Here is a 25198-nt window from a genome sequence, read left to right as displayed (position 1 = left end):
GCGTCACGGCCATGCCCGCCGACACCAACCCCTATGGCGGGGTGTTCGGCGGGTGGCTGATGGCACAGATGGCGCTGGGCGCGGGCAGCCTTGCAAGCCGGGTGGGGCAGGGCAAGGCGGTGGTGGTCTCCGCGACCGACTTCGCCTTTCCCGGCGCGATGGCGGTGGGGGATGAACTTTCGGTCTATTGCGACGTAGCCGCCACCGGCACCACCTCGCTCATCATCGCGGCCGAGGCGGTCGCGCGGGAGCGCAATGGCGAGGCCACCACCAAGGTTGCCCAAGGCACCTTCAAATTCGTTCTGATCGGCGAAGACAACCGCCCCCGCGCGGTCGCGGCGGCGGCGGCGCTGCCGGGAGCGAAAAAGTGACGCCTGTCCTACACGCAGGTCGCCTGCGATACCCACGTCATGCCCATGGTCTCTCGCCCTTCCTGTCACCCGCTGTCCGCCCCTTTAACCGGGGCCGGTTTTCACTTCCTGGACAGTGTAACATGTGTCTCCAACAGACAGCCAAGCAAAGGATAATCTGAATGTCTGCCTCTTATGATGTAATCGTGCTCGGTTCCGGCCCCGGCGGCTATGTCGCGGCGATCCGCTGTGCGCAGTTGGGGCTGAAGACCGCGATTGTCGAACGTGAAAACCTCGGCGGCATCTGCCTCAACTGGGGCTGCATCCCCACCAAGGCGTTGCTGCGGTCAGCGGAAATCTTCCACTATATGCAGCACGCGGGCGATTACGGGCTGGTTGCCAAGGGGATCGAGGCTGATCTGGCCGCCATCGTCAAACGCAGCCGCGGGGTGGCGAAACAGCTCAATCAGGGCATCGGCCACCTGATGAAGAAGAACAAGATCACCGTCCACATGGGTGAGGGCAAGCTGACGGGTGCAAACAGCCTGACGGTGAAGGGCGAGAAGGGCGAGGAAGCGCTCACCGCCAAGCACGTCATCCTTGCCACCGGCGCGCGCGCGCGCGACCTGCCGTTCGCCCCTGCTGACGGCAAGCGCGTGTGGACCTATCGCCACGCCATGACCCCCGCCGAACTGCCGGCCAAGCTGCTGATCATCGGTTCCGGTGCCATCGGGATCGAATTTGCCAGCTTCTACAACGATATCGGCAGCGAAGTTACTGTCGTGGAAATGCTCGACCGGGTTGTGCCGGTGGAGGACGCGGATGTCTCAACTTTCCTTGAAAAGTCGCTGAAGAAGCAGGGCATCACCATCATGACCGGCGCCGGTGTTGAGGGCATCAAGGTTGGCGAAAAGAGCATCACCGCCACCATCAAAGACAAGAGCGGCAAAAGCGCGAGCCATGACTTCACCCACGTCATCGTCGCCATCGGGATCGTGCCCAACACCGAAAATATCGGGATCGACGGGTTAGCCGAACTGGATCGCGGGTTTATCCAGATCGATCCCTATAGCCGCACCAAGACCAAGGGCCTGTGGGCGATTGGCGATTGCACGCCGGGGCCGTGGCTGGCGCACAAGGCCAGCCACGAAGGCGTCACCTGTGCTGAGGCGATTGCGCAGGAGCTGGGCAATAAAGACGTTCACCCGCACCCGCTCGACCGCAATGCCATCCCCGGCTGCACCTATTGCCACCCGCAAATCGCCAGCGTCGGCCTGACCGAAGCCAAGGCCAAGGAAGCGGGCTTTGACATCAAGGTCGGCAATTTCCCCTTCATCGGCAACGGCAAGGCGATTGCGCTGGGTGAGGCGGAAGGTTTCATCAAAACCGTCTTCGACGCCAAAACCGGCGAGCTGCTGGGTGCTCACATGATCGGCGCGGAAGTAACCGAGCTGATCCAAGGCTACACCGTCGGCAAGGTGCTCGAAACCACCGAAGCGGAACTGATGCAGACCGTATTCCCGCACCCGACGCTATCCGAAATGATGCACGAAAGCGTGCTCGGCGCATACGGGCGGGCGCTGCACATATAGCGCACTGGGGGGGCGATGACCGATTTTCTCGTAATCGCGTTCAGCCTTCTGGTCGCTGGTGTGGTTGCCGTTCCGCTGGCCGCCCGCCTGCGGCTGGGGTCGGTGCTTGGCTATCTGCTCGCCGGGATGGCGATCAGCCCGCTGCTCGTAATCCTTGAGGTCGATCTGGAACGGCTCCAGATCTTCGCCGAATTCGGCGTGGTGATGATGCTGTTCCTTGTCGGGCTCGAACTTGAGCCGAAACGGCTTTGGGAGATGCGCAGGCGGCTGATCGGAATGGGCGGCGGGCAGGTGGTGCTGACCACACTGGTGATTGCCGCCATCGCGCTGATCTATGGCAACGACTGGCGCACCGCCATGGCTATCGGCATGGTGCTGGCGCTGTCCTCTACCGCGATTATCGTCCAGACGCTGCGCGAGAAAGGACTGTTGCGAAGCGAGGGCGGGGAGGCCAGCTTTTCCGTGCTGCTGGTACAGGACGTAGCGGTAATCCCGATCCTCGCGATCCTGCCGCTACTGGCGGTGCCCGAACTGATGGCACAGTCCGGTGGCGGGATAGGTGAGGGCGCGCATGCCGCTGCATGGACGCTGACCGGAGATTTGCCTGCATGGCTGGCCGGGATCGTCACCGTGGCGGCTGTGGGGCTTGTTGTGTTCATCGGCAATACACTGACGCGCCCAGTGTTCCGCTTCATCGCGGGTGCGCAATTGCGCGAATTGTTCACCGGCACCGCGCTGATGTTCGTGATCGGGATTGCGTTGCTGATGTCGCTGGTCGGGCTATCCCCCGCGCTCGGCACCTTCCTTGCGGGCGTGGTGCTGGCGAACAGCGAATACCGCCACGAACTCGAAGCCGATATCGAACCGTTCAAGGGGCTGTTGCTGGGTCTGTTCTTCATCACCGTGGGCGCAGGGGTGAATTTCGCACTGGCCTTTGATCAGATTGGCGCTGTGTTGTTTTGGACCGCGCTGGTGATTGTCGCCAAGATCGCGGTGCTGGCGCTGATCGCGCGGCTGGCCGGGGTCAGGAAGCAGGCTGGCTGGCTGTTTACGTTGAGCCTCGCGCAGGCGGGCGAATTTGCCTTCGTCCTGATCGCCCTTGGCACGGCAAGTTATGTCTTCAGCCAACCGCTGGCTGATTTGCTGCTGCTGGTCGTGGCGTTGTCGATGCTGGTCACGCCGCTGTTGTTCATCTTCTATGACCGGGTGATCGCGGCGGCCTATTGCAAGGGTGAAGCTGCGCCGCCCGATACGATCGAGGAAGTGTTTCCCATCATCATAGCCGGGCGCGGGCGTGTAGGCGGGATCGTTGACCGGATTCTCGACGCGGCGGGCCACAAGGCGACAGTGATCGACCATGATTCGCGCCATCTGGAAAACCTCAAGAAATTCGGAATCAGGACTTATTTCGGCGATGCAACGCGGCCCGACCTGCTCGAAAGCGCGGGGATTGCACGCGCCCGACTGCTGGTGGTCGCGCTCGACGGCAAGGAGCAGATCGACCGGCTGGTGGGCCATGTCGCGCGAACCTATCCGCACGTGCACATCACCGCGCGCGCGATTGACCGCGATCATGTCTATAAGCTGTGGGCGCTGGGTTGCCGTGATATCATCCGTGAGACCTATGACGCCTCGCTGCGGATCGGGCGCTCTGCGCTTGAGGCGCTCGGGCATGATCGCCAATCGGTGCGCGCAATTGTTGACGCCTTCGAGGCGATGGACCGTTCGTCAATGCGCGCATTGGCCGACCTCTATCAGTCCGATTTGCCCGCGCATGAAAACGAACCGCTGATCGCCAAGGTGCGCGAACTTCGTTCCGAATGGGACCCCAAGCTGCGCCAACAGATCGACGAGATCCTCGGACGCGGCGGAAAATAGGGGCCGCGAGCGAGCCGTGCATGGGGGTGGCGGACAGGGTGGGATTCGAACCCACGGTAGGCTTGCACCTACGGCGGTTTTCAAGACCGCTGCCTTAAACCACTCGGCCACCTGTCCGCTTGCGACGCGCCCATAACCATTGTTTACGCCCAAGTCATCCCACTTCGGTTGTTGGGTATTCAGGCAAGGTGTGACATTCCTGTTGGCATGATTCCACGCCTGCTCCCTGCCGCCGCCCTTGCCATTGCCGCGCTTGCCATGATCGGTGCGCCGCCTGCCAATGCTCCGGCGGCTGCACAAATAGGAGGCAGCGACCCACTCAGCTTTGATGCTTACCTCGAACTGCTGAAAGCGCGCGCGCGCGGGGAGGGCGTGAGCGAGGCGACGATCGAACGGATGACTGCCGGTCTCACCCCCAATGACCGCGTGATCCGGCTCGATCAAAACCAGCCAGGCAGCGCCACCACGCGCGGATACCCGCCGATGTCGAATTACATCGCTACCCATGTCAACACAGCACGAATCGGCGGCGGGCGGGCAGTTTTTGCACAGCACCGCGAACTGCTCGCACGGATTGAACGCGAATATGGCGTGCCGGGGCCGATCATCGTGGCGATCTTTGGGCACGAAACCAGCTATGGCCGGATCAAAGGCGATTTTGATCTGTCCCGCAGCCTTGCGACTTTGGCGTGGGAGGGTCGGCGGCGTGAATTGTTCGCGGGTGAATTCGTCGCGTTGATGAAGGTCGCGGACAAGGGTTATCCCCGTTCGCAATTGGTGGGCAGCTACGCCGGGGCGTTTGGTAATCCGCAGTTTCTGCCATCCGTCTATCTGCGCCTTGCTACCGATGGCGATGGTGATGGCCGGGCAGATATTTTCACCAACCGTGCTGACACCTTTGCCTCGATCGCCAACTATTTCCGCGATGCAGGATGGCGGCCCGGCCAGCCATGGGGCGTGCGCGCGGCGGTTCCCGGCGGGTTCGATGTCAACGCCTACCGCACCCGCATCACCGCACCGCAATGCCCGCGCGTGCATGAACGCCTGAGCCGCTGGATGACCGTGGCCGAATGGCGTGCGCTTGGCGTGGTGGCGCAGCGCGGGCTGGCCGATGACGTCATGGTGTCGCTGTTCCAGCCCGATGGCCCCGGAACGCCCGCATGGCTGCTGACCGGCAATTACCGCGCGATCCTCGAATATAACTGCTCAAGCTATTACGCGATGAGCGTCGGGTTGCTGGCTGACGAAATCGTGAACTGAACAGGGCCGGTGCCTCGCCAAGCGCGGGGCGCGCGGCTATAGCCGCCGCTGTGAAAACCTCGATCCTGTCTCTATACATTGCCCTGCTGCTGCCCCTTGCGGCGGCGCTTGTTGCCGTTCCTGCACTCGCGCAGGTGCCCAAGTCTGAAAGTGGCGCGATTGTGCCCGCAGTGCCAACTGCCAATGAAGCCCCTGTGGCGCTGCTGGTTGACCTCAGCAACGGGCAAGTGCTCCACGCCCGCAACCCTGACCGCCGCTTCATTCCGGCATCGGTCACGAAGGTGATGACGCTCTACCTCGCGTTCGAGCTGATTGAAGCGGGGAAGCTTGATCCGGCTCAGGTATTCACGATGACCCCGGCGATCGCCCGTGATTGGCGGCGCAAGGGATCGACCATGTTTCTTGACATCAATGAACAGGTGCGGGTCGATGATCTGCTGATCGGCATTGCCAATGTCTCGGGCAATGATGGTGCGGCAGTGCTGGCAACCGGGCAGGCAGGGTCAATCGCGGCATGGACAGCCGAAATGAACCGCACCGCGCTGGCGCTGGGAATGACAGGGAGCCATTTCGGCACCCCTAATGGCTGGCCCGACGAAGGGCGCACCTTCACCACGGCCAATGATCTGGTGACGCTGGCCCGCGCCATAATTGCGCGCCATCCTGACAAGTTCGGTTATTACATCGGACGCATGGGCTTCGATTACAAAGGGATCGCACAGGTCAATCACGATCCGATGATCGGGCGGATTGCCGGGGCGGACGGGATCAAGACCGGCTTCACCAATGAATCCGGCTTTTCCTATCTCGGAACGGCGCAGCGCAATGGACAGCGGCTGGTGCTGGTTCTGGCGGGGGTAGAGAATGGCAGGCTGCGCGGGCGGTTGGCACGGTCCTACATTGAATGGGGCTTTAGCGCATTTGATCGCCGGCAGTTGTTTGACGCGGGCGCAGTTGTGGGCACCGCGCGGGTGCAGGATGGTTCGGCACGCCGCGTCCCGCTAGTCGCGCGCGGGCCGGTGGTGATCAACCTGCCACGCGGCATGACGGGTGAACTTTCCGCTACAATCCGCTATGAAGGCCCTCTGCGTGCGCCTTTCCCTGCCGGAGAGCAGGTTGCGGTGCTGGAAGTGACCGCTCCCGGTATGGCGCGCGCCACGATCCCGCTGTTCACTGCCGAAGCGATCGCCGCCGCTGGCCCGCTTGACCGCATATTCAACGCCATCGCGGGACTGTTTGCATGACAACCGGGCGCGGCGCATTCATCGCGCTTGAGGGCGGGGAAGGGGCAGGCAAGTCCACCCAAGCGCGCTTGCTAGCCGAAGCGCTCAGGGCGCGCGGCCTGACGGTCGTTATCACCCGCGAACCCGGCGGCACGCCGGGGGCCGAGGCGATCCGCGATTTGTTGCTGTCACCGCCGGGTGCGGGCTGGACTGCCGAGGCCGAGGCGCTGCTGTTTGCTGCGGCGCGGTCTGATCACGTGGCCAACCTCATCGTCCCGGCACTGGCGCGCGGCGAATGGGTGCTGTGCGATCGCTTTGTCGATTCGAGCCGCGCCTATCAGGGCGGAGCAGGCGGACTGGGCGATGACGCGATCCTGAGCTTGCATAATTTCGGCAGCGGCGGATTGCGGCCCGATCTGGTGATCTTGCTGGAAGGCGATGAAGCCGCGATTGCCGCGCGCCTCGCTGCGCGCGATGGCGATACCAGTGATGCAATCGGCAGTCGGCCAGCGGATTATCATCGCGCAGTGGCCTCCGCGTTCCGCGCCTTGGCAGAACGTGACCCCGATGGCTTCGCCCGGATCGATGCCATTGGTGATCCGCTGGCCGTGCATCACCGCGTCCTCGCCGCTGTCGCTCCCTTGATCGAAAGCCCGCGCGCATGACCCGCTGGCCCAACCATGGTGAGGCGTGGCGGCAATGGCGCGATGCCATTGCGGGGGAACGGATGCATCACGGCTGGCTGCTCGCGGGCAAGGCAGGGCTGGGCAAGCGTGACTTCGCCATGGCCGCCGCGCGCGCACTGGTGACTGAGCCGGGTGTTCCGCAACCCGCAGGCGCGCACCCCGATATCATCGTGCTCACCTATGGCCCCAAGGACGACAAGGGCGAGAAAGCACAGGCCGAAGGCAAGCCGTTCGACCTCGCGCGGTCGATTCGTATCAAGCAGATACGCGCGATGCAGAAACGGCTGAACACGCGGCCCACCTTGGGCGCGCGGCGCGCAATCATCATCGATCCCGCCGATGATCTGGAAAAAGCCGCCGCCAATGCTCTGCTCAAAAGCCTTGAGGAACCGCCCGCAGGGACGTTCTTTCTTCTCGTCACCCACCGCCCGGCGCGGTTGCTGCCGACGATCCGTTCGCGCTGCCGCACGTTGCGTTTTCCGGTTTTGAGCGATGCGGAACTGGCCACGATGCTGGAGGATGCAGGGCTGCCGCCCGATCCGGGGGCAATTGCCGCAGCGGACGGATCGTTCGGTTCAGCAATGCGGTTTGCCGCGCAGGATCTGGCACCGGTTTCGCGAACGATCACCGCGCTGATTTCCGGCGGTGAAAGCGGCGCTGCCAAACGCGGCGAACTGGCGCGGCTGATCGGGCCGCGCGCGGATCGTGAACGCGTGCAGGCGGTGCTTGATCTGGCGCAGGCGCTGGTCGCCCGCGCCGCGCGCGAGAATGGCGATTCTACGCAGCGCGCCCGCCTGATCGACACCCACGCCGCTTTGGTGAGCCTTGCCGCAGAGGCACCCACCGCCAATTTCGATCCCGGGCTGCTCCCGTTCGAGATCGGCAGCTTGCTTGTCGCCGCCGCGCCCGCTAGCGAACCGGCCCATGGCTGACCTTGACCCGTGCCCGTTCTACATCACCACCGCCATCAGCTATCCCAATGGACGGCCGCATATCGGCCATGCCTATGAGGCGATCGCGGCCGATGTCATCGCCCGTTTCCAGCGGCTGCGGGGTCGCACCGTCCGGTTCCAGACCGGGACTGACGAACACGGGTTGAAAATGGCGCGCAAGGCCGAGGAACAGGGCCGTAGCCCGCGCGATCTTGCTGATGAAATGTCCGGTTATTTCCGTGAGATGTGCGATACTTTGAATGTGTCGTATGATCGGTTTATCCGCACATCCGAACCTGATCATCACCGCGCCAGCCAGGCCATTTGGCAGGCGATGGAAGCATCGGGCGACCTTTATCTTGACCGCTATGAAGGCTGGTATTCGGTCCGCGACGAAGCCTATTACGACGAAGGCGAGTTGGTTGCAGGCGAGGGCGGCGAAAAACTCTCCCCGCAAGGCACCCCGGTTGAATGGACGGTCGAAGAAAGCTGGTTTTTCCGCCTGTCGAAGTATCAGGACTACCTGCTTCGGTTGCTGCGCACCCCCGGTTTTCTTGAACCCGCAAGCCGCCGCAATGAAATGATCGCCTTTGTCGAACAGGGCCTGCGCGATCTGTCTGTCAGCCGCACCAGTTTTGATTGGGGGGTCAAGGTGCCCGGCAGCGACGATCACGTGATGTATGTGTGGGTCGATGCGCTCACGAATTACATCACGGGTCTGGGCTATCCCGATGATATTCCGAACGGCATGAGCACGTTCTGGCCCGCCGATCTGCATCTGATCGGCAAGGATATTGTGCGCTTCCATTCAATTTATTGGCCTGCGTTTCTCGAAAGCGCCGGTCTGCCTGCGCCCAAAAAAGTGTTCGGCCACGGTTTCCTGCTCAATCGCGGACAGAAGGAATCCAAATCGCTCGGCAACGTCACTGATCCGTTGGAATTGGCCGAACGGTTCGGGGTCGACGCCTTGCGTTACTTCCTGATGCGTGAAGTCGCCTTCGGACAAGACGGGAGCTATTCGCCTGAAGCCATTGTTTTGCGCGCCAATGCGGAACTGGCAAACAGTTTCGGCAATCTTGCGCAGCGCACTCTGTCGATGATCGTGAAGAACATGGATGGGCGGCTGGAAACGTTCGAACCAGACGCGGCTGATGATGCTCTGCTCGCGATCGTCAAGCAGGCCTGCGCAACCGAATTGCCTCGGGATTTCGAAGCCCTGTCGTTTTCGACCGGGATCGAGGCTTGGCTCCGCGCGGTTTATGCCTGCAACCAGTATGTTGATGAACAGGCGCCGTGGGGCTTGAAGAAAACCGATCCCGAACGGATGAAGGCGGTGCTGCAAACGTTGTTCGTGGCGCTGCGCGATCTTGCCATCGCGATTCAGCCGGTGGTGCCGCAGAAATCCGCTGCGCTGCTCGATCAACTCGGCATTCCGGCGGATGAGCGCAGCTACGCGGCGCTGGAAGACCACGGCTGGTTTGACCGGCTTGTCAGTAGCGGCTTCACCGTCGCACCGCCGACGCCACTGTTCCCCCGGCTCGAACTGCCAATCGATGAAGCGACGAGCGACTGATGCTGATCGATAGCCACTGCCACCTTGAATACAAAGGTCTGGTCGAAGATCAGGCCGGCGTGCTCGCCCGCGCGCGTGCGGCAGGGGTAGGGGCGTTCCTCAATATCTCGACCCGGCAAAGCGAGTGGGATCAGGTGGTCGCAACTGCGGCGCGCGAGCCGGACGTGTTCGCCAGCGTCGGCATCCACCCGCACGAGGCCGACGCGCATCAAGATCTGGGCCACGCCGCTTTGCTGGCCGCGACCGAGCATCCGCGCGTGATCGCGATTGGCGAGACAGGCCTCGATTACTATTACGAACATTCGGATCGCGGCGCGCAGCAGCGCCTGTTCCGGATGCATATTGATGTCGCACGCGAAACGCAGTTGCCGCTGATCATCCACACCCGCGATGCCGAGGATGATACCTTTGCGATCCTTGCCGATGAGATGGCGAGGGGGACGTTTCCGGCGCTGATCCACTGCTTCACCGCTTCGGCCGAATTCGGGGCAAAGGTGCTGGAATTGGGCCTCACAATCTCGCTATCGGGTATCGTAACCTTCAAGAATGCCAAGGCCTTGCAAGACGTTGCAGCGACTGTCCCTGAAGACCGGCTGCTGATTGAGACTGACAGCCCCTTCCTGGCACCGGTTCCGCATCGCGGGCGCGTGTGTGAACCGGCCTATGTTGCTGATACGGCGGCTTTCATCGCCAATTTGCGTGGAACCGAGACGCGGGCTCTGGCAGAACAGACCACCGCCAATTTCGCGCAGCTGTTCCAGAAAGCAGGTCTGTGAAACTGGTGATGCTCGGCTCTGGCACCTCAACCGGGGTGCCACGGATCGGCGGGCCAGACGGGACGGGTGACTGGGGTGATTGCGACCCTGACGAACCGCGCAACCGCCGGACGCGGGTTTCAATCCTGGTGGAAAGCAATGATGGCAGGCGGTTGCTGATCGACACGTCGTCCGATTGCCGCGCGCAGTTGCTGGCCAACCGGATCGATAGCATCGACACGGTTTTCTGGACGCATGATCACGCCGATCATTGCCACGGGATCGACGACTTGCGGGCGTTGCGATTTGGCCGTGCGGGGCCAATCCCGGCGTTTGCCGAAACTGAAACCGTGCGGCGGTTGCGGCAACGGTTCGGCTATGTCTTTGCCGGGCAGGATGGTTATCCGACGATCTGCACCCTCGAGACGCTTGATCGTTTGCGGATGACCGCCGGGTTCGGAGTGGATTGGTGCCAGATGGAACATGGCAGCGGTGAGACAACAGGCTACAGATTTGAAGCTGATGGCAAGTCCATCGGGTATGCCACGGATTTTAGTGCCATTTCTGACGATATGATCAATCTGTTTTACGGTGTCGACATTCTGGTGAGTGATTGTCTGCGCCGTGAACCGCATCCAACCCATGCGCATCTTGCGATGGCAATCCAGTTTGGCGAAAAGTGCAAGGCTGGGCGTGTGGTGTTAAGCCATCTCGACAAAAGCATGGATTACCGCAGCCTGTGCAACGAAGTTCCAGACTTCGTGGTGGTCGGATACGACGGGTTGGAGATTGTCGCATGAACCCAGAACTGATGTTGCCGATTATCGCGAGCATCGGATGGTTGATTCTGGTTGGCGCAGGTCTCGCATCCTATCGGCTCAAGTGGAGTCAGATGGTCAAGATGGCGCTGGTGTGGATCGCCATTTTTCTTGGGCTTTATCTGCTGGTGGAGTGGTTCATGATAGCGCGGAACACCACCAGCGCACTGATTTAGATTTTACATAATATATATTATCCATCTTGAGGATCGGGATGAGCGACACCCCCAATCAGTCCCCCATTGCCCACTTGCTGGCAATCATGGCGCGCCTGCGCGATCCGCAGTCTGGTTGTGCATGGGATCTGGAGCAAGATTTCGCGAGCATCGCTCCCTATACCATCGAAGAAGCCTACGAAGTCGCTGACGCCATAACGCGTAACGACATCGATGATCTCAAGGATGAACTCGGCGATTTGCTCCTTCAGGTCGTATTTCACGCTCGCATGGCCGAGGAAGCCGGACATTTCGCCTTTGACGATGTCGCCGCCGCGATCAGCGCAAAAATGGAAGCCCGGCATCCGCACATTTTCAGCGATGCTAGCGGAATTATGGACGAAACACGCTGGGAAGATCTCAAGGCCGAAGAACGCAACGCCAAAGGGGTCACCAGCGCATTGGACGGCGTGGCACTGGCGCTGCCCGCCCTGATGCGCGCACAAAAGCTTCAGAAGCGCGCCGCGCGAACCGGGTTTGACTGGCCCGATCCGTCCGGTTCCGAAGCCAAAATTCACGAAGAAATCGAGGAACTAAACACCGCCTCTTCAGAGCAGGACAAGCTTGAAGAAGCCGGCGACCTGCTGTTTGCGGTGGTCAATTTCATCCGCGCCCACGGGATCAGCGCCGAAGACGCGTTGCGCGCGGCCAATGCCAAATTCGAACGTCGATTCCGGGGGATGGAGGCCATTGCCGGCGCGAACTTCCCCAAATTGTCGCTCGCCGCGCAAGAGGAGTTGTGGCAGCAGGTTAAAAAGACTGAATAATCAGAATTACTTACTCAGACAGGCTAGCGAATTGCCCCAATTCCTTGGGGTTGAGCCGGACAGTGAAGCGCCGCATCGGGCCATCCTCCCCTTCCCCGGCATCCTCTTCAGCCAGCACATCGCCATGCGCGTGGAGCCAGGCGATCCGGCGGCCATCGTTCAACGGAAGTATGAACGAAACTTCCCGCGCGCCGCCTGTCAGCAACCGGGCCAATTCAGCCTCAAGCGACTCCACCCCCTCGCCCGTCACAGCCGACAGGATCACCGCCCCCTGCCCCTCGACCGAGTTCCGCAATTCTTCAATCTGTTCAGCATCTAACAAGTCACACTTGTTCCAGACTTCAAGAATCGGAATGGCGCTTGTGCCAGTGTCCTTATCGATCACCCCAAGATCCCCGAGCACGTTAATGACCTGCTTCTTCTGCGCCGCATGGCTGGGGTTGGCCATATCACGCACATGGCAGATCACATCGGCAGCCGTCACTTCTTCCAACGTGGCGCGGAAAGCCGCCACCAGCTGCGTTGGCAGGTCGGAAATAAAGCCCACGGTGTCGGACAGGATCGCTTTTTCAACACCCGGAAGGCTGATCGCCCGCATGGTCGGGTCGAGCGTGGCGAAGAGCAGGTCTTCGGCCATCACTTCCGCGCCCGTCAACCGGTTGAACAGCGTCGATTTGCCCGCATTGGTATAGCCGACCAGCGCAATCACCGGCCACGGTGCCCGGCCGCGCCGATCCCGGTGGAGGGTGCGCGTTTTGCGAACTTGGTCAAGTTCACGGCGCAACCGGCTCATACGCTGGCGAATCATCCGGCGGTCAGCCTCAATCTGCGTCTCACCCGGACCGCCAAGAAAGCCAAAGCCGCCGCGTTGGCGTTCAAGGTGGGTCCAACTGCGCACCAAGCGGCTCTGCTGGTAATCGAGATGGGCAAGCTCAACCTGCAAGCGGCCTTCCGCCGTCGCGGCACGCTCCCCGAAAATCTCGAGGATCAGGCCGGTGCGGTCGATCACCTTGCGTTTCAACTTGTCTTCAAGGTTGCGTTGCTGAATCGGGGTGAGAGCACCGTCCACAATCACCAGGTCGGCTTCGTATTGTTCGCACCAAACCGCGATATTCTGCACCTGCCCGGAACCGAACAAGGTGTTGGGCTGCATTTTTCGCACCGGCAGGATCGCCGCATGAGCAATCACCACGCCTATCGCGAGCGCCAGCCCTTCTGCCTCGGCCAGACGTTCGGCTGCGTCCAGATCATAGCGCAGCGCGCGGATATCCGGGCACAGCACCAGCGCCCGCGCGCCGCGGGTCACCTCTTCCTGAAGATCGCTATCGAAGCTCAGCCGCTTGCCCCGTTATCATCGTCATCATCATCAACGATGAGATCAACTGGGCCCACGGGCTGAATAGTGGAAACCGCGTGTTTGTAGGCCAATTGCACCGCGCCGTCGCGTTCGAGCAGCATGCAGAACAGGTCATAGGCAGCAATCCGGCCCTGCAACATCACGCCGTTGACCAGGAACATCGTGACCTCGACATGCGCTTCAGCCACGCGGCTGAGGAACACATCTTGCAGCATTTTCTGCTTTTTGCCGCCAGATTGGCTCGCGAACTGTGCAGGATCGAGCGATTGGCCGGGCATGATCGTCGAAATGGAGTGCTTGTATACCAACTGCGATTGTCCATCGCGGCGCAGCAGGATCGAAAAATTGTCGAACCAGGTGACAATTCCCTGCAATTTCACGCCTTTCACCAGAAACATGGTGACGGGAATCTTGTTCTTTCGCAGGAGATTGAGAAAAGCGTCCTGAAGACTGCCTTGCCTGCCTGCCGATCCGCCGCCTTCATCGCTGCGCGCTTCGCTTGGCGCGGCAGGGCGTGATATTATTCGAGGGGTGAGCGTTCGCCCGCTGGTCATGGTCTTTGCTCCTGTTTTTGGCGGTGCCTTTGCGCTCCGCGATCTTGGGCGTTCGGCCGCATAAAAAAGCGCGACCTGTTGCCATACTGCATAATGGCAATTGCACAGCAAAGCGACAAGGCTTGATTTCGCAGGAGGTTCCGACAGCTAGCGGTCGTTCAATCGTCCTCGTCGCGCCGGTCAACCATGCCGAGCAGCTTCAGCTTGCGGTGCAAGGCCGAACGTTCCATCCCGATAAAGCTCGCCGTTCTGGAGATATTGCCCGAAAACCGGCGGATCTGGATGGTGAGGTATTCACGTTCAAAGCTTTCGCGCGCCTCGCGCAGTGGAACGCCCATGATCGCGGTCAGGCTTTCGCCTGTCATTCCGATCTGGCCCCCGACAATCTCTGGCGGCAGCATATCTGGCTCCACCACACCAAGCTTGTCGCGCGGGGTCATGATAATCGTTCGTTCGACCACATTGCGCAGTTGGCGAACATTGCCGGGCCAATCATAGGCCTGAAGCGCCGCCATCGCCTCGGTTGAGATATCGGGCGGGACAAGCCCTTGATCGTTCGAATAGCGGGTGAAGAAATGTTCGGCCAAAGCCGGGATGTCCTCACGCCGCTGCGCCAGCGAAGGCAGCGCTACCGGCACCACGTTGAGCCGGTAGAAAAGATCTTCGCGGAACCGTTTTTCGGCCATTTCCACGGTCAGATCGCGCGTGGTCGAAGACACCACCCGCACGTCCACCCCGATCTGACGCGTGCCGCCGACCCGCACAAAGCTCTGATCGGTCAAGACTCGCAATATCCGCGCCTGGGTGGAGAGCGGCATGTCGGCAATTTCATCGAGATAGAGCGTACCGCCATCGGCCAGTTCGAGCAGTCCGGGGCGCACCTGCTTGCCGCCCGATTCCTCGCCAAACAATTCCTGTTCGAACCGTTCCGGAGTGATACGCGCCGAATTGACCAGCACGAACGCCCCGTCGGCACGCGTGCTCCAAGCGTGGAGCAGGCGCGCGGCAACTTCTTTCCCCGCGCCGGGAGGGCCGGAGATCAGCACACGGCTGCCGGTGCTCGCCACCCGCTTCAAAGTCGCGCGCACCGCATTGATGGCTGGCGAATTGCCGGTGAATTCGGCGCTACCCCAACTGCCTTCGCGCAAACGGCTGTTTTCACGCCGGAGCCGATCAGTCTCGGTCGCGCGTTCAACCAGCAGCAGCAGACGTTCAGCCTCAAACGGCTTTTCGATGAAGTCCATCGCCCCGCGACTGACAGCCGCCACCGCGGTATCGATATTGCCGTGGCCGGAAAAGATAATCACCGGCAGGTTCGGTTCGCGCACCTTGATCGCATCGAGCAGTTCCAGCCCGTCCATCGCACTGCCGTGCAGCCACACATCCAGCAGCACAAGGCTGGGGCGGCGTTCATCGATTGCAGCAAGCGCTGCGGTGCTATCGGCAGCGGTGCGGCAGGCATAACCCTCGTCTCCGAGCACGCCAGCCACCAATTCGCGGATATCACGTTCGTCGTCGACGATCAGGATTTCGAGCGCCATGGGCACAGTCCTTTGGCTTGAGATTCGGGTTTCAGTCGGGCCAGCATCATACTGCCCCGCCATCGAGAGGTTGCGGATTGCGGGCAAAGCGCAAGGTGACACGGGTGCCACCTTCAGACGTGCTGGCAAAGCTCATGTCGCCTTCATGTTCGTCGACGATCTTGTTGACGATGGCGAGTCCCAACCCTGTGCCTTTTTCGCGGGTAGTCATATAGGGTTCGGTGATGCGTTCGCGGTCGTTAGGTAGGCCTATACCATTGTCTTCGATAGTGATGGCGATCGCATCACCGGCATCGCGCATCGTTACCGCGATTTCGCCAGCATAGAGGCCAAGCGCTTCAGCCGCGCGCGCCTCGACCGCCTCGACCGCATTCTTGAGCACATTGGTCATTGCCTGGCCGAACTGGTGCCGGTCACACCGCAGCTCACGATCGGCAAGTTCTGAGGATGTGACGCTGAAGGCGATACCCGAATGTGCAACTTCCTGCAGGAACACCGCCTGGCGCACCAGATCAAGCGCATCCTCGTCGCGGAACACAGGTTTGGGCAGGCGGGCGAAGGATGAGAACTCATCCACCATCTTGCGCAAATCGCCGACCTGCCGGACAATCGTGTTGGTAAGTTCATCGAACAGGTCGCGGTCTTCATCACCCACCTGCGTACGATACCGCCGCTTGAGCCGTTCGGTGGCCAGCTGAATGGGTGTTAGCGGGTTCTTGATCTCATGCGCGATCCGGCGGGCAACATCCGACCACGCCGCCTGGCGTTGATCGAGCAGCTGCCGGGTAATATCCTCGAACGTGATAACATGCCCGCTGGTGCCCGGCGCGGCCGTGACTGCAAGCGTCAACAATTCGGTTCCCTTGGCATGGGTGATGATCGCCCGTTCCTTGCCGTCCGCAATCATGCGGCTCAATTCGGGCGCCAGTGCATGGAGCGATTGCCCGATCATGCTGGTGCCGTCGCCGCCTAGAATGCTCCCCTGCGGCGCCAGTAGCGTCTGCGCCGATGAGTTCATCAGTGTCACGCGCATCTTGTCGTCAACCGATATCACGCCTGCGGTGACCGATTCCAGCACGGCTTCGGTAAAGGCGCGGCGATCATCGATCTGGCGATTGGCGCTGACCAGCGCCTGCGTCTGCTTATCGAGCTGCGCGGTCATGCGATTGAATGCGCGGTTCAATAGGCCAATCTCGTCCGCTCCCGTGCGTCCTTCAAGGCGCAGCGCAAAATTACCTTGCCCAACCTTGCGCGCAGCAGCCACAAGATCGGTGAGCGGTTCCACTTGCCGATCGGCAAAGCGCAGCGCGAACCAGATCGCCACCCCGACCAACAGCAGGCTGACCGTCACCAGCGCAATGTTGAAGCGCAGTTGCAAGGTTCGTGCGCTGCTTGTCAGCCGACCATAGGCGGTCACAATCGACTGCGCGCGCGCCCAAGAATTGAACATCTTTTCTTCGGTGGTACGGGCATTGTAGAGGAACACCCCGCTATCGGGGTCAATCGCCACCAAAGCCTCGATCCGCTCAGGGCTGCCAGCGACGACGGCAAACTCGCCTTGGTCAAGCCGGGGCAAGGCGGCACGGCTGAATTCGAGCGGGCTGTTGTCCTCGGTCAGATTGAGGATTGCAGCCGTGCGCAAGCTGCCGTCTGGCATCCGCTGAAGAACCGCGCTCTCGGAGATTTCGCGTGCCTGCGCCTGATAGGCGTAAAAATCCGGAAAGTCCGGATCGGTAATCGGCACTCGCACAAGGATCTCGCGCATGTCGGTCGCCATCGTGATGGTGTTCTGTTCGACGTCGCGCTGGTTGGCATCGTAGTAATTCTGCGCCAGCGCATTGGCATTTTCCATCAGCCCGCGCGAATCGTCGGAAAACCAGAAATCGACCCCGGTCTGGAACAGGAACGCGGCGAATCCCGCCACCAGCAAAGTGGGTAGCGCGGCCACCATAGAGAAGAAGAATACGAGCCGGACGTGCAACCGCGCAGTGCTCCCCGCAGCACGGCGCAGCGCCAATCGGCGGCCGATCAGCACCAGCAGCGCCATCGCGGGCACCAGCGTTGCCATCAGCAACACCGAAACCTGCATGGTTGGCAGAAAACCATCCGGCGCAGCGGTGCGATTGAACGCAAAATAGGTCGCGATCACTGAACCTACCAAGGCCGCGATAGACACGAGTTCAAGCCACAGAAACACGTTGGCCCGGCGCGCAGCGATCACAAACCGACGCCACCAACGTGGTGGCTGCCAGTGCGTCAGGCCTATTGTGCGCGGTGAGGGATCATCCATCGTTGCTCACTTACAACAATGGTGTGGCAAATATGCAAGATCATTCTGACAAACCGCTATTCAGGCACGATTTCAGTGCGTCGAAAAGCGATCCGGCTCCAGCCCCAACTCGCCAATCCGCTTGCGTAAGGTGTTGCGGTTGATGCCGAGCAGTTGGGCGGCACGCAGCTGATTACCGCCAGTGCGGCCCAGCGCATATTCGATCAGCGGCTTTTCAAACGCCGCCAACGCGCGGTGGTAAAGCGTGCCTGACGGCGGAGACTCGCCAGCCAGCCACTGCGCCAGAGCAGCGGAAAACCCGCCCTGCCCGCCGTTTGCCGCCTGGTTCGGAGCCGAAATTTCCTGACCGATAATGTCGCTGACGCTGCTCGCATCGATCCGATCCTCGCGCGCCATCAGGGCGAGGCGGTAAACCACATTGCGCAGTTCGCGAACATTGCCGCGCCAGTTCCGCACTTCTAATTGCGCCATCGCTTCGGGTGTCATCTGACGTCGAGGTAAGCCATCTTCGGCGGCCAGCGTCAGGAAATGCTGCGCCAGCGCGGCAATATCCTCGCGCCGTTCGCGCAGTGGCGGCAATTCGATCGGCACGACGTTGAGGCGATAGAACAAATCCTCGCGGAACGTGCCTGCCGCAATCATCGGGGCCAAATCGCGATTGGTGGCAGCGATGATGCGGACGTTGACCGCAATTTCCTGCCGCCCGCCAACGCGCCGGATGCGCCCCGATTGCAGCGCGCGCAGCAGCCGGGTTTGGGCTTCGGCCGGCATATCGCCAATTTCGTCAAGGAACAGCGTGCCGCCATTGGCCTGTTCAAACTTGCCGATCGCCTGCGCTATGGCTCCGGTGAACGCACCCTTTTCGTGGCCGAACAGTTCGCTTTCAACCAGATCGGCAGGGATCGCAGCAGTGTTGACTGCCACGAACGGCCCGGTGCGGCGGTTGCCGAGTTGATGGATCGCTTCGGCCACCAGTTCTTTGCCGGTGCCGCTTTCGCCCGTAATCAGCACGGTGAGATCATTGCGCAGCACGCGGGTGATCATGCGATAGACGCCCTGCATCGCCGGGCTGCGGCCTACCAGCGGCATTCGCTCACCTTCGCCGCCGGACAGCGTATCTTCATTCATATCCGCAGCAGGCGCGCGCACACCGGCCGCCTGCCGCACCGCGTGAACCAGTTCATCGAGATCAAACGGCTTGGGGAAATATTCGAACGCGTCGCTTTCACTCGCGCGCACCGCCGTATCGAGCGTGTTCTGTGCCGACAGCACGATGATCGGCATGTCCGGCGCAGCTCTTCGCACGGCAGAAAGGCTTGCCAGCCCGTCTCCGTCTTCGAGGATGACATCGGTCAACATGACAGCGAATGTGTGCCCGTCCAGCAGCCGGTCACGTGCGGCGATGGTGCTGCATTGCGCGATGGCAAAGCCTTCGTCTTCCAGGGCGGCGGTAATGACTGTCGCGATGGCGGCATCATCCTCCACCAGCAGGATCATATCGGACGGGAGATGGGCCATGGTCTATGTTGCGTCCTGCGCCTGCGGCAAATGCAGCCGGAAATGGGTGAGGCCTGCGCGAGCATCGCGTTCGTGACTGACATTGCCGCCCATGTCGCGCATCAGCTTGCGCACCAGCGCAAGGCCAAGCCCCTGACCCGAAGGTTTAGACGAAACGAATGGTTCGAACACATGGTCGCGCAAAGCGGGGTCAATGCCGGGGCCATTATCGCTGATGGTGATTTCAATCGGTAAAGTCACGGCGCGGCCATGCCGAACCGCACTGAACGCAAACCCGCTGACGAACCGCGTCTGAACCGTGACAACCGCCGCTTCGTCGGTGCCCAGTGCGGCATCGCGGGCATTGGAAATCAGGTTGATCAGCACCTGTTCAAGCGCATCACGGTTGACCAGCACTGGCGGCAGCGAGGGATCAAACGCCTCATGGATTTCAAACGCGGCATGATTTCCGCTGGCCGCGCGCACAGTCGCCACCGCTGCGCGGATCGCCTCGTGCGGGTTGCAGGCATCGACCGGGCCGGTGCGAGTGCTGCCAAGCTGCTGCATCCGGTCGATCAGCCGGGCGATCCGGTCGACCTCTCCGGTGATCATCCGTGCAAGTTTCTTGTCAGCATCGGGCAGCTTGCGTTCAACCAATTGCCCTGCCCCCCGGATCGCGGCGAGCGGGTTCTTGATTTCATGCGCCAACACAGCAGGCGCGCCCAGAATTGCCTCGGCATCGGATGAATGGGCTGCGTCATCATGCCCGATCTGCGACAGGGTCACCACCCGCCAACCGGGAAACCCGCCGAGCGGCGATGCGGTAAGATTGATCCTGGTTTCGCCTTGGCCAACCCGGATTACCAGATCGCGCGCGACCAATGCATCATCACTTGATCCAAGCCTTGCTTCGACGCGGGGATCGAGCGGGCCGATCCGGTCAATCAGACGGGTACCGATCAGGCGGTTGGCACTCGTGCCGAGCAAGGCTTCGGCGGCATGATTGGCCTCGGCAATGCGGCCCTGATCATCGATTAGCAGCAGCGCAAAAATCAACCCGGAAAGCTGCGCGCGGGCATCGGGCGCGATATCGGCTCCTTGCTCCCTGCTGCGTATCGCCACCACTCAGGCCGCCTGTTGCATCAGAAACGGTGTGTAAAAGCGTTCAATCTCGCCCAGCACCTGATCTGCATCGTCGATGAAGATGGCCTTGTTGCGGAAGTCGGCCGAGCCATGCAGGCCTTTGGTGTACCAGCCCAGATGCTTGCGCGCCATCTTGACCCCGGTATCGCGGCCATAGTGATCGAGCATCCGGCGGTAATGTTCCACCACCAGCGCGTATTGTTCGTCAATCCCCGGTGCGGGCCACGCTTCGCCGGTGCGCCACCAGTGCATGACCTGCCCCAGCAGCCACGGCCTGCCATAGGCGCCGCGTCCGATCATCACCCCATCCGCGCCCGATTGACCCAGCGCATTGGCCGCGTCTTCGATGGAGCAGATATCGCCGTTGACGATCACCGGAATGTTCACCGCATCCTTAACCTTACGCACGAACGCCCAGTCGGCGCTGCCTTTGTACATCTGATTGCGGGTGCGCCCGTGGACGGTGACCATCTGCACGCCGATATCCTCGGCCATGCGGGCAAGGTCAGGCGCGTTCAGGCTATCGTGGCACCAGCCCATCCGCATCTTGACCGTGACCGGCACCTTCACCGCTTTCACCGTCGCTTCCATCAGCCGCACCGCCAGCGGCACTTCGCGCATCAACGCGCTGCCCGCCAGCTGGCCGACAACCTTGCGCACCGGGCAGCCGAAATTGATGTCGATAATCGCCGCGCCATTGCCTTCCTGAAGCTTGGCAGCTTCGGCCATGCTGGCAGGATCGCAGCCAACCAGCTGCATCGACACCGGTTCTTCAATCCGGTCCCACGCGGTTTTCTGCACGGATTGGCGGGTTTCACGGATCGCCGCCTCGCTCGCGATCATTTCGGTGACGTTTAGGCCCGACCCGTAACGCCGCACCAGCGTGCGAAACGGCATGTCGGTCACCCCGGTCATCGGCGCGAGCACCACCGGATCGGCAACCGTAACCGGGCCGATGGCAAGCGGCCTGATCGCCGGAGGGGTGGGAAGCATGGTCATGGTGGATGTGTGCCTAATAATTGGGCAGGCGCATAGTGGATTGCCGAAAGCCCGTCCAGACCTTAAGCGACTGCGGCGATGGCAAGCTTGCCCCCCCTTCCCCCCTTTGCAGCAATCGTGGTCGCCGCGGGCAGAGGCCTTCGCGTGGGCGGCGATACGCCGAAACAGTTCAGGATATGGCGCGGGAAACCGCTGCTCCGGCACTCGGTTGAAGCGCTGCGGTCAGCGGGGGCCGATCCGCTGGTGGTGGTGATTGCCGCTGATGCGCTGGCCGATGCGGCGGAGGCGCTTGGCGGTGTCGATGGCGTGCAGTTCGTTACCGGCGGCGCGACCCGGCAGGATTCGGTGCGTAACGGGCTTGAGGCACTGGCCGATGCAGCGCCGCAGCGGGCGCTGATTCACGATGCTGCCCGCCCTGACCTGCCGCACGAGGTGATCGCCCGATTGCTTGCCGCGCTGGACAATCATCCCGGTGCAGTTCCGGTGCTGCCGGTGGTCGATAGCCTAGCGGTGGCAGGCGATAGCGGGCTGATGGCTGGCAAGGCGGAGCGCGAAAGCCTACGCCGCGTCCAGACCCCGCAGGCGTTCCGATTTGCCGATATTCTCGCCGCGCACCGTATCTGGACGGGCGCAACCAATGCGGGCGATGATGCGCAGGTGCTGACAGACAGCAGCGGTTCAGTTGCGTTGGTCGATGGAGACGAGCGCCTCAGGAAAATCACCTTCGCGGAGGATTTCGTGGATACCGATGCAACTCCCGCATTTCGCATTGGTCAGGGTTATGACGTTCACCGACTGCAGGTTGGCGAGGAACTGTGGCTGTGCGGGGTACAGATACCCCACGACAAGGGGCTATCCGGCCATTCCGATGCCGATGTTGCGCTCCACGCGATTACCGATGCCGTGCTCGGCGCGATTGGCGCGGGCGATATCGGCACGCACTTCCCCCCGAGCGACCCGCAATGGGCCGGTGCCCGTTCGGCGCGCTTTCTCGAGCACGCCGTCAACCTCGCGCGCGATGCTGGCTACAAAATAGGCAATGTGGATCTGACCTTGATTTGCGAAGCGCCCAAAATCGGGCCGCATCGCATCGCCATGCGCAGCGCCGTTGCCGAAATAATGGGCGCATCCGAAATTGCCATCAGCATCAAGGCGACCACCACAGAAAGGCTCGGCTTCACCGGCCGCGGCGAAGGTATCGCCGCACAAGCCATTGTTCTTATGATCGTTACTTAAGAAGGAGTTGCTCCATGCCCCGTCAAATTCTTGCCCCTGCCCTTGCCTTCGCGGCGCTCGCCTCTGCACAAACCGCCCACGCTCAGCAGCAGGCCTGCGTCGCTCCGGCTGACCTTGGCGATGCCGTGGTTTACGCCATGCCGATTGCCTTTGACGCGGCCCGCAATGCCTGCGCCAACCGTCTGTCGCGCGATGGCTTCATGGCAAAAGGCGGCGAGGCGTTCATCGCCAATTTCCGTTCGCAGCAGAACGCCGCCTGGCCGGGCGCGTTTCGATTGCTCAAGACCTTCATGGCTGACGAAAGCAGGGAAGGCAGCGATGTAGACATCAACGCCTTGGTCGCGGCCCTACCCGAAGAATCGCTGCGCCCGTTTGTCGATGGCATGGTCGGCCAGATGATCGCGCAGGAAATCAAAGGCGATAGCTGCGACAAGATTGAACGCGGACTTGAACTCATCAGCCCGCTGCCGACGGAGAATGTCGGCGGACTGTTTGCGTTTATTGCCGAAATGGCCGATTTGAAGAAACCGTCGATCTGCGCGGTCACTCCCTCTCAGGCGAAGAAGTAGACCAATGCCCTTAACGCTGTTGCCCGATGATATCACCGCGCTTGCCGCCAAGGTTGTGGCAGAAAATGCCGCCGCCGGGCGCACGGTGGCGATCGCGGAAAGCTGCACGGGCGGGTTGGTGGCCGGAGCCTTGACCGAAATCGCTGGCTCCTCCTCTGTGCTGGATCGCGGCTTTGTGACCTATTCCAATGAAGCCAAGATGGAGATGCTTGGCGTTGCCAGCGACATCATCGAAACCTTTGGCGCGGTGTCAGTGGCGTGCGTCTGGGCGATGGCCAAAGGTGTGCTCGAACGATCAAACGCAGATGTGGCGGTTGCGGTCAGCGGCGTGGCCGGGCCGGGTGGCGGAACCTTGCACAAGCCGGTCGGCACTGTCGTATTCGCCCGCGTGATCCGCGATGCTGATAGCGAACCCGATGGCGAGCTTAAGTTCTTCGAAGGCGGCGAAGGCCCCGATGGCCGCGCCACCATTCGCCATCAGGCGACGCTTTGCGCGCTGGAACTGCTGTTGCCGTAAAGCTGCGCGGCGCGGGCCTCGAACGCTTCGACCATCTTGCGGAACGCGCGGTCGAAATATTGCCCGGCAATTTTTTCGAACAGGCGGTTTTTGAAGGTGAATTCGACCAGAAAATCGATTTCGCAGGTGTGATCGTCCACCGCACGGAACGTCCAGACATTGTCGAGATCGCTTAGCGGGCCATCAACATAATGCACCGCAATCTTGTGGGGCCGATCCTTGGCCACGCGCGACGTGAAGGTTTCGCGCAACGATTTGAACCCGACCACCATATCGGCAACCAGTTCGGTTTCGGTATTCGATCGCACCCGCGTCGCAATTACCCACGGCAGAAATTCGCCATAGCGGCCAACATCTGCGACCAGATCGAACATCTGCTGCGCGCTATACGGCAGCCGCCGGGTTTCATGAATGCCCGGCATTATGCCCCGGCTTTCGCAGCCGCCCGCGTCAGCTTTTCTTCTCGTGCGGCGCGCATTACCGCGAAATCATCACCCGCATGATAACTTGAACGGGTAAGCGGGCTGGATGCGACTTGCAGGAACCCTTTGGCCCGCGCAATCGCGCCGTAAGCGGCGAAGGCCTTGGGGGTGACGAATTCCTCGACATTGGCGTGCTTGGGCGTGGGCTGGAGATATTGGCCCATGGTGATGAAATCGACTTCGGCCGACCGCATATCGTCCATCACCTGATGCACTTCGAGCCGCTGTTCGCCCAGCCCCAGCATGATCCCCGATTTGGTGAAGATCAGCGGGTTGTGCGCCTTCACCTCTTCCAGCAACCGCAGCGATGCATAATAGCGCGCGCCTGGCCGGATGGTCGGATAGAGACGTGGCACCGTTTCGAGGTTATGATTGTAAACATCTGGTCCTGCTTCACAAATAGCCTCAACCGCGCGGCGCATTTTGCCGCGGAAATCCGGCGTCAGGATTTCGATGGTGGTGTTGGGCGTATTGCGGCGTAGCGCCTCGATCACCTTGACGAACTGTGACGCGCCGCCATCGGGCAGATCATCGCGGTCCACCGAGGTGATGACGATATGTTCCAACCCCATCTTCGCGGCGGCAATGGCGGTGTTTTCCGGCTCCATCGAATCGACCGCGCGCGGCATCCCGGTCTTTACGTTGCAAAACGCGCAGGCGCGCGTGCAAACATCGCCGAGAATCATCACGGTGGCGTGCTTTTTCGTCCAGCACTCACCGATATTGGGGCAGGCGGCTTCCTCACACACGGTATTGAGGTTCAGTTCGCGCATTAGCCGCCGGGTTTCGTGATACCCCTCGCTCACCGGCGCACGCACGCGGATCCAGTCAGGCTTTCGCTGACGTGCGGGGCGATCGGATTGCTGGTCGGGCTGCGGCTGGCTGGAGAGATCGTTCATGCCCTGCCATTTAGGAGCGCGAACCGAGTCCCGCAAGCAGGTGCGGGTTCATCGGGCAAATACGC

Annotated in this window: 24 protein-coding genes and 1 tRNA gene; 15 read left to right on the top strand and 10 right to left on the bottom strand. The window is 61.4% G+C overall.

Going from position 1 to position 25198, the window contains the following annotated elements:
- Window positions 1-11 precede the first annotated feature (11 nt).
- The 3 genes from ACSSV3_RS12580 (at window position 12) to ACSSV3_RS12570 (ending at window position 3820) form a co-directional block, all read left to right on the top strand.
- A complete protein-coding gene (locus tag ACSSV3_RS12580) occupies window positions 12-371 on the top strand; it encodes an acyl-CoA thioesterase (RefSeq protein ID WP_354326361.1) in 360 nt (119 codons plus the stop codon).
- 161 nt (window positions 372-532) lie between these two features.
- Window positions 533-1942: a dihydrolipoyl dehydrogenase gene (lpdA, locus tag ACSSV3_RS12575; protein ID WP_354326359.1), complete on the top strand. Its 1410-nt coding sequence runs from the start codon at window positions 533-535 to the stop codon at window positions 1940-1942.
- Between the two features lie 15 nt (window positions 1943-1957).
- The gene (locus tag ACSSV3_RS12570; protein ID WP_354326358.1) at window positions 1958-3820 is read left to right on the top strand and encodes a cation:proton antiporter domain-containing protein; all 1863 of its coding nucleotides are present in this window, start codon (window positions 1958-1960) and stop codon (window positions 3818-3820) included.
- A 27-nt stretch (window positions 3821-3847) separates the two neighbouring features.
- On the opposite strand, the gene ACSSV3_RS12565 is transcribed toward ACSSV3_RS12570, so the two are convergent.
- A tRNA-Ser gene (locus ACSSV3_RS12565) sits at window positions 3848-3937 on the bottom strand.
- A gap of 90 nt (window positions 3938-4027) precedes the next feature.
- Between ACSSV3_RS12565 and ACSSV3_RS12560 the strand changes: the two genes are divergently transcribed.
- The 9 genes from ACSSV3_RS12560 to mazG are packed head-to-tail and all read left to right on the top strand — an operon-like array spanning window position 4028 to window position 12049.
- Window positions 4028-5080: a lytic murein transglycosylase gene (locus ACSSV3_RS12560; protein WP_354326356.1), complete on the top strand. Its 1053-nt coding sequence runs from the start codon at window positions 4028-4030 to the stop codon at window positions 5078-5080.
- Between the two features lie 50 nt (window positions 5081-5130).
- Window positions 5131-6324, top strand: coding sequence for a D-alanyl-D-alanine carboxypeptidase family protein (locus ACSSV3_RS12555; protein ID WP_354326354.1), 1194 nt, complete (start codon window positions 5131-5133; stop codon window positions 6322-6324).
- A complete protein-coding gene (tmk, locus tag ACSSV3_RS12550; RefSeq protein WP_354326353.1) occupies window positions 6321-6968 on the top strand; it encodes a dTMP kinase in 648 nt (215 codons plus the stop codon). The genes ACSSV3_RS12555 and tmk overlap by 4 nt, the downstream gene beginning before the upstream one ends.
- Window positions 6965-7921 carry a DNA polymerase III subunit gene (locus ACSSV3_RS12545; protein WP_354326351.1) on the top strand — a complete coding sequence of 319 codons (957 nt, stop codon included), beginning with the start codon at window positions 6965-6967 and terminating at the stop codon, window positions 7919-7921. Before tmk ends, ACSSV3_RS12545 begins: the two co-directional genes overlap by 4 nt.
- On the top strand, window positions 7914-9494 hold the full coding sequence (metG, locus tag ACSSV3_RS12540) for a methionine--tRNA ligase (RefSeq protein WP_354326350.1): 1581 nt from the start codon (window positions 7914-7916) through the stop codon (window positions 9492-9494). Before ACSSV3_RS12545 ends, metG begins: the two co-directional genes overlap by 8 nt.
- On the top strand, window positions 9494-10270 hold the full coding sequence (locus ACSSV3_RS12535; RefSeq protein ID WP_354326348.1) for a TatD family hydrolase: 777 nt from the start codon (window positions 9494-9496) through the stop codon (window positions 10268-10270). The genes metG and ACSSV3_RS12535 overlap by 1 nt, the downstream gene beginning before the upstream one ends.
- Complete coding sequence (locus ACSSV3_RS12530) at window positions 10267-11049, top strand: MBL fold metallo-hydrolase (RefSeq protein ID WP_354326346.1); 783 nt, start codon at window positions 10267-10269, stop codon at window positions 11047-11049. The genes ACSSV3_RS12535 and ACSSV3_RS12530 overlap by 4 nt, the downstream gene beginning before the upstream one ends.
- Window positions 11046-11243 carry a hypothetical protein gene (locus tag ACSSV3_RS12525; RefSeq protein ID WP_354326345.1) on the top strand — a complete coding sequence of 66 codons (198 nt, stop codon included), beginning with the start codon at window positions 11046-11048 and terminating at the stop codon, window positions 11241-11243. Before ACSSV3_RS12530 ends, ACSSV3_RS12525 begins: the two co-directional genes overlap by 4 nt.
- A 38-nt stretch (window positions 11244-11281) precedes the next feature.
- On the top strand, window positions 11282-12049 hold the full coding sequence (mazG, locus tag ACSSV3_RS12520) for a nucleoside triphosphate pyrophosphohydrolase (RefSeq protein WP_354326343.1): 768 nt from the start codon (window positions 11282-11284) through the stop codon (window positions 12047-12049).
- A gap of 10 nt (window positions 12050-12059) precedes the next feature.
- Here the strand turns inward: mazG and hflX are convergent, their stop codons facing one another.
- The 7 genes from hflX to dusB form a co-directional block, all read right to left on the bottom strand.
- On the bottom strand, window positions 12060-13355 hold the full coding sequence (gene hflX / locus ACSSV3_RS12515; protein WP_354326342.1) for a GTPase HflX: 1296 nt from the start codon (window positions 13353-13355) through the stop codon (window positions 12060-12062).
- A 26-nt stretch (window positions 13356-13381) separates the two neighbouring features.
- Entirely contained in the window at window positions 13382-13960 is a 579-nt protein-coding gene (gene hfq, locus ACSSV3_RS12510; RefSeq protein WP_354326340.1) for an RNA chaperone Hfq, read from the bottom strand.
- Window positions 13961-14118: 158 nt separating this feature from the next.
- A complete protein-coding gene (gene ntrX / locus ACSSV3_RS12505; protein WP_354326339.1) occupies window positions 14119-15501 on the bottom strand; it encodes a nitrogen assimilation response regulator NtrX in 1383 nt (460 codons plus the stop codon).
- A 46-nt stretch (window positions 15502-15547) separates the two neighbouring features.
- Window positions 15548-17791 carry a sensor histidine kinase gene (locus ACSSV3_RS12500; RefSeq protein ID WP_354326337.1) on the bottom strand — a complete coding sequence of 748 codons (2244 nt, stop codon included), beginning with the start codon at window positions 17789-17791 and terminating at the stop codon, window positions 15548-15550.
- Between the two features lie 72 nt (window positions 17792-17863).
- Entirely contained in the window at window positions 17864-19309 is a 1446-nt protein-coding gene (locus tag ACSSV3_RS12495) for a sigma-54-dependent transcriptional regulator (RefSeq protein ID WP_354326335.1), read from the bottom strand.
- A gap of 3 nt (window positions 19310-19312) precedes the next feature.
- Entirely contained in the window at window positions 19313-20413 is a 1101-nt protein-coding gene (locus ACSSV3_RS12490; protein ID WP_354326334.1) for a two-component system sensor histidine kinase NtrB, read from the bottom strand.
- Window positions 20414-21430: a tRNA dihydrouridine synthase DusB gene (gene dusB / locus ACSSV3_RS12485; RefSeq protein ID WP_354326332.1), complete on the bottom strand. Its 1017-nt coding sequence runs from the start codon at window positions 21428-21430 to the stop codon at window positions 20414-20416.
- Window positions 21431-21508: 78 nt separating this feature from the next.
- Between dusB and ACSSV3_RS12480 the strand changes: the two genes are divergently transcribed.
- Genes ACSSV3_RS12480 through ACSSV3_RS12470 form a run of 3 tightly spaced genes read left to right on the top strand, consistent with a single transcriptional unit; the run spans window position 21509 to window position 23752 of the window.
- Window positions 21509-22666 (top strand): bifunctional 2-C-methyl-D-erythritol 4-phosphate cytidylyltransferase/2-C-methyl-D-erythritol 2,4-cyclodiphosphate synthase, encoded by a 1158-nt coding sequence (locus ACSSV3_RS12480; RefSeq protein ID WP_354326330.1) that lies wholly within the window; start codon window positions 21509-21511, stop codon window positions 22664-22666.
- 14 nt (window positions 22667-22680) lie between these two features.
- Complete coding sequence (locus ACSSV3_RS12475) at window positions 22681-23235, top strand: hypothetical protein (protein WP_354326329.1); 555 nt, start codon at window positions 22681-22683, stop codon at window positions 23233-23235.
- Window positions 23236-23239: 4 nt separating this feature from the next.
- Window positions 23240-23752, top strand: coding sequence for a CinA family protein (locus ACSSV3_RS12470; protein ID WP_354326327.1), 513 nt, complete (start codon window positions 23240-23242; stop codon window positions 23750-23752).
- Here the strand turns inward: ACSSV3_RS12470 and ACSSV3_RS12465 are convergent.
- Entirely contained in the window at window positions 23713-24174 is a 462-nt protein-coding gene (locus ACSSV3_RS12465; protein WP_354326325.1) for a type II toxin-antitoxin system RatA family toxin, read from the bottom strand. The genes ACSSV3_RS12470 and ACSSV3_RS12465 overlap by 40 nt on opposite strands.
- Window positions 24174-25133, bottom strand: a complete 960-nt coding sequence (gene lipA, locus ACSSV3_RS12460) for a lipoyl synthase (protein ID WP_354326323.1) — start codon at window positions 25131-25133, stop codon at window positions 24174-24176. Before lipA ends, ACSSV3_RS12465 begins: the two co-directional genes overlap by 1 nt.
- Window positions 25134-25198 lie beyond the last annotated feature (65 nt).

The organism is Porphyrobacter sp. MBR-49, from assembly GCF_053628655.1.
This window is presented reverse-complemented; position numbering and strand designations above follow the sequence as displayed.

Excerpts from the sequence above, each read along its gene's own strand:
- ACSSV3_RS12475 (WP_354326329.1), top strand. The coding sequence starts at position 22,681 with ATGCCCCGTCAAATTCTTGCCCCTGCCCTTGCCTTCGCGGCGCTCGCC.
- lipA (WP_354326323.1), bottom strand. The coding sequence starts at position 25,133 with ATGAACGATCTCTCCAGCCAGCCGCAGCCCGACCAGCAATCCGATCGC.
- ACSSV3_RS12525 (WP_354326345.1), top strand. The coding sequence starts at position 11,046 with ATGAACCCAGAACTGATGTTGCCGATTATCGCGAGCATCGGATGGTTG.
- ACSSV3_RS12580 (WP_354326361.1), top strand. The coding sequence starts at position 12 with ATGCCCGCCGACACCAACCCCTATGGCGGGGTGTTCGGCGGGTGGCTG.
- ACSSV3_RS12560 (WP_354326356.1), top strand. The coding sequence starts at position 4,028 with ATGATTCCACGCCTGCTCCCTGCCGCCGCCCTTGCCATTGCCGCGCTT.
- ACSSV3_RS12470 (WP_354326327.1), top strand. The coding sequence starts at position 23,240 with ATGCCCTTAACGCTGTTGCCCGATGATATCACCGCGCTTGCCGCCAAG.
- ACSSV3_RS12480 (WP_354326330.1), top strand. The coding sequence starts at position 21,509 with ATGGCAAGCTTGCCCCCCCTTCCCCCCTTTGCAGCAATCGTGGTCGCC.
- ACSSV3_RS12535 (WP_354326348.1), top strand. The coding sequence starts at position 9,494 with ATGCTGATCGATAGCCACTGCCACCTTGAATACAAAGGTCTGGTCGAA.
- metG (WP_354326350.1), top strand. The coding sequence starts at position 7,914 with ATGGCTGACCTTGACCCGTGCCCGTTCTACATCACCACCGCCATCAGC.
- ACSSV3_RS12500 (WP_354326337.1), bottom strand. The coding sequence starts at position 17,791 with ATGGATGATCCCTCACCGCGCACAATAGGCCTGACGCACTGGCAGCCA.
- ACSSV3_RS12570 (WP_354326358.1), top strand. The coding sequence starts at position 1,958 with ATGACCGATTTTCTCGTAATCGCGTTCAGCCTTCTGGTCGCTGGTGTG.
- mazG (WP_354326343.1), top strand. The coding sequence starts at position 11,282 with ATGAGCGACACCCCCAATCAGTCCCCCATTGCCCACTTGCTGGCAATC.
- dusB (WP_354326332.1), bottom strand. The coding sequence starts at position 21,430 with ATGACCATGCTTCCCACCCCTCCGGCGATCAGGCCGCTTGCCATCGGC.
- ACSSV3_RS12465 (WP_354326325.1), bottom strand. The coding sequence starts at position 24,174 with ATGCCGGGCATTCATGAAACCCGGCGGCTGCCGTATAGCGCGCAGCAG.
- tmk (WP_354326353.1), top strand. The coding sequence starts at position 6,321 with ATGACAACCGGGCGCGGCGCATTCATCGCGCTTGAGGGCGGGGAAGGG.
- hfq (WP_354326340.1), bottom strand. The coding sequence starts at position 13,960 with ATGACCAGCGGGCGAACGCTCACCCCTCGAATAATATCACGCCCTGCC.
- lpdA (WP_354326359.1), top strand. The coding sequence starts at position 533 with ATGTCTGCCTCTTATGATGTAATCGTGCTCGGTTCCGGCCCCGGCGGC.
- ACSSV3_RS12495 (WP_354326335.1), bottom strand. The coding sequence starts at position 19,309 with ATGGCCCATCTCCCGTCCGATATGATCCTGCTGGTGGAGGATGATGCC.
- ntrX (WP_354326339.1), bottom strand. The coding sequence starts at position 15,501 with ATGGCGCTCGAAATCCTGATCGTCGACGACGAACGTGATATCCGCGAA.
- ACSSV3_RS12545 (WP_354326351.1), top strand. The coding sequence starts at position 6,965 with ATGACCCGCTGGCCCAACCATGGTGAGGCGTGGCGGCAATGGCGCGAT.